The following is a 6,833-nucleotide window of genomic DNA, read 5'->3' on the forward strand; positions in this document are numbered from 1 at the left end:
TAAATGCGCATGCGATCCAGCGTTTGGGTCAGCGGCAGTTTCTTCAAACCCCAGTGTTCCGCTTTCTTGTAGGCGCGGTCCGGTTTGGCAATTACATGGGCGGCGGAGCGCTGGAACAGCTTGACCTTGCCGGCCACTTTGGCCACTTCCGGCACAAACTGGATGGCGCTGGCCCCGGTGCCGACCACGGCCACGGTTTTGCCGGTCAGGTCTTCATCGTGATTCCAGCGGGCGCTGTGGAAATGTGGGCCCTGGAAGTCCTCGATGCCGGCAAGCGGCGGGTACGCCGGTTGGTTGAGTTGGCCGGTGGCGGTGATCAGGGCGCGACAGGTGATCACCTCGCCATTGGTCAGGGTGATTTCCCACAGGCCGGCATCATCCAGAAAGCGGGCTTCGGCCACTTCAGTGTTGAAGCGAATGTGGCGATACAGATCGTATTTGCGTGCGCAGTATTGCTGGTAGGCAAAAATTTCTTTCTGCGGCGCGAAGCGACGGCTCCACGGGTAATGGCGTTCAAAGGAAAACGAATACAGATGAGAGGGCACATCACAGGCGGCACCAGGGTAGGTGTTGTCGCGCCAGCAGCCGCCAACATCGTGGCCCTTTTCGATCAGCAGCAGGTCGTCCTGCCCCTGGGCTTTGAGGCGAATGGCCATGCCCAGTCCACCGAAGCCGGCGCCAATAATGATCACGTTGTGCGTTGCTTGCATGGGAAACAATCCAGTTAATAACGTTACGCTCCACTCTAGCGATACATAAACGCCTTGTTTATGGCATTCTGGGACAGAAAATTGTGGGAAACGGACACTTCATGGATGTACGTCGCGCCATTACCAGTGTGCGCCTGCAGCTGGCCTACGCCGCCGAACAGGGGCTGGATGTTCAGGCCTGCCTGGCAGGCAGTGATATCGACCCGGCCATACTGCACCGGGCGGATGCCACCATTGCGCGGGCCCAGGAGCGGCGGGTGGTGGAAAACCTCTGTGCGCAGCTGGATGACCCGGCCCGGCACGGCCTGGCCATGGGGCAGCGTTATCACCTGAGCAGTTACGGGGTGTGGGGCTTTGCCCTGCTCAGCAGCCCCACCTTCCGGCAGGCGGTGGAGCTGGGGGTGCGCTACCTGGATCTGACCTTTGCCTTTCTGGATATCCGCCTGGAGGAAGCGCAGAACGAGGCGGTGTTGATGCTGGACGACAGCGGGCTGCCGGAAACCATTCGCCCCTACCTGCTGGCCCGGGATGCCAGTGCCGTGATGATGGTGCAGGAAGAGTTGTTCGCCAGCCGTATTCCACTGTCCTCTCTGGACTTGCGATTGCCGGAGCAGGATCCGGCGCCGTTTACCGCCATCTTCGGCCTGCCGCCCCGTTTCGATCAGCCGCACAATCAGGCCCGGTTTGTGGCTGGTCTGTTGGATATGCCCTTGCCCCAGGCCAACCCGGTCACCGCCCGACTCTGCGAGGAGCAGTGCCAACAACTGCTGGTGCAGCGCTATCGCCAGGGCGGGGTGGCGTTACAAGTGCGCCGGCGCCTGCTCAGCCAGCCGGGCAGCTTCCCGGACATGGAGGAAATGGCATCGGAACTGGGCGTCACCAGCCGTACACTGCGCCGGCAGCTGCGTTCGGAGGGCACCGGTTATCGGGAGCTGCTGGATGAGGTTCGGCGGATGCTGGCGGAGCAGTGGCTGATTCTGGGCGGTCTGGGCATGGAAGAAATCAGCGACCGGCTGGGTTTCTCCGAGCTGTCCAACTTCAACCACGCCTTCCGCCGCTGGACCGGGCAGACGCCCGGTCGCTTCCGGCGCGAGCGTAAGGGTGGATGATTTTTACCACAGAGGTTTCATGGACTGCAGGAGGCTGCTTGCAGGCGAACCGGCTTGGCGGACCAGGGTCGATGTTCGCTTGCAGGCAAGCTCCTACAGCAAGGATTGCAAGACAGTGGCTTCAAGGCATCGTCGGCAGTTCCATTTCGCCTTCCTTGTCGAAAGACAGGGGAATCGGCACACCCGCCACCCGTGCCTTGCCGACCAGCCGGTATTGCAGTGGCTGGTCCTGATTCTGCTGGATTTTCTGCAGCTGCTGCAGGCTGCTCAACAGGCTGGTGGTAATGGTGGTGGTGACCTGGGCATCGCCCATGGCGGGCAGAGTGATGCGTTCGTTGGTCAGTCCACGGGCAAATTTCTCCCCATTGACGTAGATCTCGTAATCCAGGCTGTTGAGGGTGAGTTCCCGGTTGTTGGGGTTGCGGGCCCGCAGGGTCAGCCCCCATTCCTGCTCGAACAGGTTGAAACTGTTCAGGTTAATGCCGGATACGCTGACTTCCGGCGACTCCAGGCCAGCCAGGCTCTGGCAGCCGCTCAGTATCAGCAGGCCCATGGCCATCCACAGGGAAACCGCTTTTTTCATCTACTCACTCCATCCATAGGGCACAGGGGGTTACGACGTGCCGGTTAGAGGCCAGCATAACGGGAAAGTTGCCAGTGTGAAGCAGAAGAAACAGAAGAGGGAGGAGGGTGATTAATGCGTGCCGGACGGCCCGATCGCCAGTCACACCACCGCGCCCCTTGCGGGGCGCCTGTGGTGCGGCATCCTGACCGGGCCGCCGGCACGAGGGCCGAATGACAGAATCATCCGGCTTTCTCGATAGTCGCGTGATCGCCGGGGCGAAAGCAAGTACCAGATGTCGTAAATTTGTATCCGGCAGGCTGTGACAATCACAACAGTCAAAGCCGACAAGCTATGGTAGATTTCCTGAAAAGAACGTATCTGAAAACAACGTAGATAATCGCTAACACCGGGGGAGCGCACATGCGCCGCGCATTCATTTTGTTGTTGATGCTGGTCGCAGCCCAGCTGCACGGGGCCGAGCTGGACAAGGATCTGGCCGATTTCAAACGTGACGTGCTGGAAGTCAATAAACGCCTGCTATTGCTGGAAGAAGAGTTGCTGTTCCCCGCCGATACCCAGGTCGGGATTTACGTGTCTCTGGATGTGGGGCATTTTTTTCAACTGGACAGCATCACGCTGGAGCTGGATGGCGAAGTGTTGGCCAGCCACCTTTATACGGAAAAGGAAATCCGCGCCCTGATGAACGGTGCGGTGCAGCGCCTGGCGCTGGCCAATGTGAAGAATGGTGACCATGAACTCACGGCCTTTATCACCGGCATTGGCCCTGCCGGACGGGAAATGCGCCACGGGGTGACCGGCCACTTCGACAAGAATCATGGCCGCCATTTCGTTCAGCTTCATATCGAGGACGATACCGCCAAACAGCAGCCGCGTTTCCGTTTTCGCGACTGGCGCTGAGAGCGGTCTATGCGAATGCGCGGATGCTTGAAAGGGCTGGCGGTGGGGCTGTTGTTGCTCAGCTCCCTGAGCCAGGCCCGCCTGGACGAACCTCATCAGGTACAGGAGCTGGCCTATGGCGAGGTGGCTTATCTTTACCTCAAAGGGGATTATTTTGCTGCTCTGACCCGCGCCCAGATGGCGCTGGAGCGGGGCGAGGTGGATATCCACAAGGCGGATATGGAAGTGCTGTTGGGGGCCATGTACAGCGCCTACGGCATGCCCGAAGACGCCGAGCAGGTTTTCAACCAGCTACTGGATACCCAGGTCAGCGGTGAGGTCGCCCAGCGGGCGTGGATCCATCTGGCCGGCCTCTATTACCGCCAGCAGAAATATGAACAGGCGCTGACCATGCTGGATCAGCAGGTCGGTGAGCCGCCGGCAAAACTGGAAGAGGTATATTTCAGTTTGCGAGCGCGGATATTGATGCGCCTGCAACGCTATGAAGACGCCGCAGAGCTGCTTGATGCGTTTTCCGAAGATCACCCACTCAATGCCTACCTGCGTTACAACCTGGCAATCAGCTGGATTAACGGCAAGCACCCGGGGCTGGGCCAGGAGTGGCTTTGGCAGCTGGCCAACTTGCCGCCAGGGGATGCCCAGACCAACGCCATCAAGGAAAAAGCCATGTTGGCGCTGGCGATCTACATGATGCGCAGCGACCAGGAAGACCGGGCGCTGACCCTGCTGCGCGATGCCCGCCTGGAAGGGCCTTTTGCTGATATCTCCCTGCTGCTCTATGCCCGTGCGCTGCTTATCGAAAACCAGCCAGGCAAGGCATTGCCGGTGCTGCAGCAGCTGGACACGAAATCGATCCAGCGCTTGCCAGTGCAGGAAGCGCAGCTGGCGATTCCCTACCTGTACGAACAAATGGGGGACCAGCGTTCTGCCAGACAGGGATTCGAGACTGCGCTGGAGCGCTTTGATGTTTTGCAGCAATACCTGCTGGAAGTGGAAGCCGATATAGCCAGTGGTGAATGGTTTACGGCCATGGTGGGAGAGCCCCGCTGGTCCACGGCCATGGACCCGGTGCCGCCGTTTCTGCCGCGCCGGGTGGAAAGTTTCCCAACCTTTTATGAATGGTTCGCCACCACCGAATTTCAGCGCGGCTGGAATAATTACCACGAGCTGTTGCGGCAGAAGAACCTGCTTACGCAATGGCAGGAGAAGCTGCCGGCCTTCGAGACATTGATGGCGGCCCATCGGCGCAAGCAGGATGAAACCCGCCCTGCGGCCCGAGCGTTATTGGACGATCTGTCACAGCAGGATTTCCAGGGACGCATGACCCGTTTGCAGCGCCGTTACGATGAGGCCGTGGCCAAACAGGACCCGCTCCCCTTCGCCACCGACAAGGAACGCAAGCTGTGGGAGGCCCAGCAGAATGCCGAGCAGCGCACCGATGGCTGGGGCAAGCGAAAGCGCCCTGACGTGACCGCCAAGCTGGATTTCTACAAAGGCGTGTTGCTGTGGGAGATGCAGGAAAACATCGTGCCGCGCCAGTGGGAACGTCAGCATCAGCTTAATGAAATCGATGGGTTGCTGGATGAAACCCGTGTGCTGCGCAGCCGTGTGCTGTTTGCCACATACCGCTCCGAGCGGTTGGAAGATTTCTCGCAAGAATTGAATGCACTGACCGGCGAGCTGGAACGCTTACAGAAACGCGGGGCGCTGCTGATGCGTCGCCAACAGTACGGATTGCAGGCCTCGGCCTATGAACAGGTCACCGAAACCCGCAACCGCCTGAAGCGTTTCAGTGCTTCGGCCCATGAAGGGCTGGCTGATCTTTACCATCGCGCCTTGCGCAGCAGCCGCGAGCGTGAGCAGGCACCGACAGATGCCGCGCCCCAGTCCCCCGAGTTCCCGTTGCAGCCGCCCATGGGGTCGCCCCGGTGACCGCGCAACAGCTGGATTCCTTGCGCCACGCCGGGCAGGGGTTCGACCTGATCAGTGGTGGGGCGTTTTCGCCGGCGGACTGGGGTCTTTACCCGGATGGAGACAGCTCCGATTGCTGGCGGGGTTACCTGTGCCATTACGTGATTGAGGGCGACACCCTGTTCCTGAATGAACTGGAATTGTGTGAGCCGGCCAGTGGGGTGATCGGCCTGGACGAGCAGGGGGATATTATTTCCACTCCGGCGCGCTGGCCGAGAATTAACGAGGTGGCACCGGAAAGGGTGAGAGGGGGGCTGATGCCCTGGCGCTATCCTGCGTTGCAGCTTCCTCTTGGCTTTACCGGCACGTTGGTGGTGGGCCAAACCCTGCGGGACGACAGTCTCTACCTGACCGGTGCGGCGGATTTTCCGCAGGCGGAGGATTACCGTACGGTTCTGCGTTTGCAGCTGGAGCAGGGCCGGTTGTGCTGTGACGCGCAGGATGGTCCGGGTTCGCTGTAAACTGGCATTGTTCATTGTTCTGTTTCGGTGAGGGTTTATGGATATCCCGTCGCTGTTTCTGTTGATGCTATCCCTGGTGGCAATGGCGGCGCTGCCCAGTACCAGTGTGGCGTTGGTGGTGGTCCGTTCAGCCCGGTTCGGGGTTTCCCATGGTTTGCTGGTGGCCGCAGGTATTGTGCTGGCGGACCTGTTGTTTGTGAGTGTTGCGCTGTTTGGCATGGTGGCACTGGCCCAGTGGCTGGGCGCGGCGTTTGTGGTGGTGCGGATACTGGCAGCGCTGTGGTTGATCGGTTTTGGCGTGAAGTTGATGCGTTCACGGGTGGCGATAGCGGGCCATTCGGGCAGTGGTGATACGCGTGCAGGTCATCATGGTGTGAGCTTTATGGCGGGCCTGCTGGTGACGCTGGGCGATATCAAGGCCATCGTGTTTTATGCCAGTTTGCTGCCGGTGTTTGTGGATGTGCCTGCGCTGCAAGGCCCGGCGAGCGCTGCGGTGTTGTGGGTAACGGTCGTGGCCGTGGGCGGTGTAAAAGTCGCCTATGCCTTGCTGGCAAGCCGGCTGGCGGCGGTGGCCTTGCCGGGTCGCTATCGACGGCCGCTGCAACTCGGCACCGGTAGCGTGATGGTGGGGGCCGGGGTCGGCCTGCTGGTTCGCGCTTGAGGTCACGCTGAGCATGCAAGGCGTTATTGAGAGGTTCCCTAATCCGACCTGCTGTTTATTGCGTCAGGCTCCAGGCATTGGGCGTCTGGCGTCTTGTCCTCTCAGCCGCCAGTCAGATCGTCAGAGTAGGTAACGTTTCCCTTCCGGTCGATGATGATGGCCGAAGTGCCGGGCAGGCGATTGATCAGCGCCAGGCCCTTTTCCGCCCCCAGCACAAAGACGCTGGTGGAGAGGGCGTCGGCATCAATGCTGTTGTCACACAACACGGTCACGCTGGCCAGCCCATCGATGCTTTTTCCGGTTTTCGGCGACAGGATGTGGTGAATGCGGCGGCCGTCCTGGATGAAGTAACGCTGATAATCCCCTGAGGTGGACATGGCCAGGTCGGCCATGGGTAGCCTCATGGCGATGTCCTGTTTGCTGCGTGGATGTTGAATT

General features: G+C 60.1%; 8 protein-coding genes. 5 read left to right on the plus strand and 3 right to left on the minus strand.

The window, feature by feature from the left end; genetic code table 11:
• Nucleotides 1-710, minus strand: a 710-nt coding sequence (locus A3754_RS06450; RefSeq protein WP_156496858.1) for an NAD(P)/FAD-dependent oxidoreductase, incomplete at its 3' end; no start/stop codon positions are given.
• Between the two features lie 101 nt (nucleotides 711-811).
• On the opposite strand from A3754_RS06450, the gene A3754_RS06455 reads away from it, so the two are divergent.
• Nucleotides 812-1,819: an AraC family transcriptional regulator gene (locus A3754_RS06455; protein ID WP_063519123.1), complete on the plus strand. Its 1,008-nt coding sequence runs from the start codon at nucleotides 812-814 to the stop codon at nucleotides 1,817-1,819.
• Between the two features lie 121 nt (nucleotides 1,820-1,940).
• On the opposite strand, the gene A3754_RS06460 is transcribed toward A3754_RS06455, so the two are convergent.
• Nucleotides 1,941-2,402 (minus strand): LEA type 2 family protein, encoded by a 462-nt coding sequence (locus A3754_RS06460; RefSeq protein ID WP_063519124.1) that lies wholly within the window; start codon nucleotides 2,400-2,402, stop codon nucleotides 1,941-1,943.
• A 402-nt stretch (nucleotides 2,403-2,804) separates the two neighbouring features.
• Between A3754_RS06460 and A3754_RS06465 the strand changes: the two genes are divergently transcribed.
• The 4 genes from A3754_RS06465 to A3754_RS06480 are packed head-to-tail and all read left to right on the plus strand — an operon-like array spanning nucleotide 2,805 to nucleotide 6,395.
• The gene (locus tag A3754_RS06465) at nucleotides 2,805-3,302 is read left to right on the plus strand and encodes a hypothetical protein (protein WP_063519125.1); all 498 of its coding nucleotides are present in this window, start codon (nucleotides 2,805-2,807) and stop codon (nucleotides 3,300-3,302) included.
• 9 nt (nucleotides 3,303-3,311) lie between these two features.
• Nucleotides 3,312-5,234: a lipopolysaccharide assembly protein LapB gene (locus tag A3754_RS06470; protein WP_082872380.1), complete on the plus strand. Its 1,923-nt coding sequence runs from the start codon at nucleotides 3,312-3,314 to the stop codon at nucleotides 5,232-5,234.
• The gene (locus tag A3754_RS06475) at nucleotides 5,231-5,734 is read left to right on the plus strand and encodes a hypothetical protein (protein WP_063519127.1); all 504 of its coding nucleotides are present in this window, start codon (nucleotides 5,231-5,233) and stop codon (nucleotides 5,732-5,734) included. The genes A3754_RS06470 and A3754_RS06475 overlap by 4 nt, the downstream gene beginning before the upstream one ends.
• 37 nt (nucleotides 5,735-5,771) lie before the next feature.
• Nucleotides 5,772-6,395 (plus strand): LysE family translocator, encoded by a 624-nt coding sequence (locus A3754_RS06480; protein WP_063519128.1) that lies wholly within the window; start codon nucleotides 5,772-5,774, stop codon nucleotides 6,393-6,395.
• Nucleotides 6,396-6,496: 101 nt separating this feature from the next.
• On the opposite strand, the gene A3754_RS06485 is transcribed toward A3754_RS06480, so the two are convergent.
• Nucleotides 6,497-6,833 (minus strand): FAD:protein FMN transferase (locus tag A3754_RS06485; RefSeq protein WP_197468517.1); only part of this gene is annotated, 337 nt, incomplete at its 5' end.

The organism is Alcanivorax sp. HI0083 (assembly GCF_001635175.1).

Bases quoted from the DNA above. Each gene is read 5' to 3' on its own strand.
- A3754_RS06455 (WP_063519123.1), top strand. From the start codon at position 812: ATGGATGTACGTCGCGCCATTACCAGTGTGCGCCTGCAGCTGGCCTAC.
- A3754_RS06460 (WP_063519124.1), bottom strand. From the start codon at position 2,402: ATGAAAAAAGCGGTTTCCCTGTGGATGGCCATGGGCCTGCTGATACTG.
- A3754_RS06465 (WP_063519125.1), top strand. From the start codon at position 2,805: ATGCGCCGCGCATTCATTTTGTTGTTGATGCTGGTCGCAGCCCAGCTG.
- A3754_RS06470 (WP_082872380.1), top strand. From the start codon at position 3,312: ATGCGAATGCGCGGATGCTTGAAAGGGCTGGCGGTGGGGCTGTTGTTG.
- A3754_RS06480 (WP_063519128.1), top strand. From the start codon at position 5,772: ATGGATATCCCGTCGCTGTTTCTGTTGATGCTATCCCTGGTGGCAATG.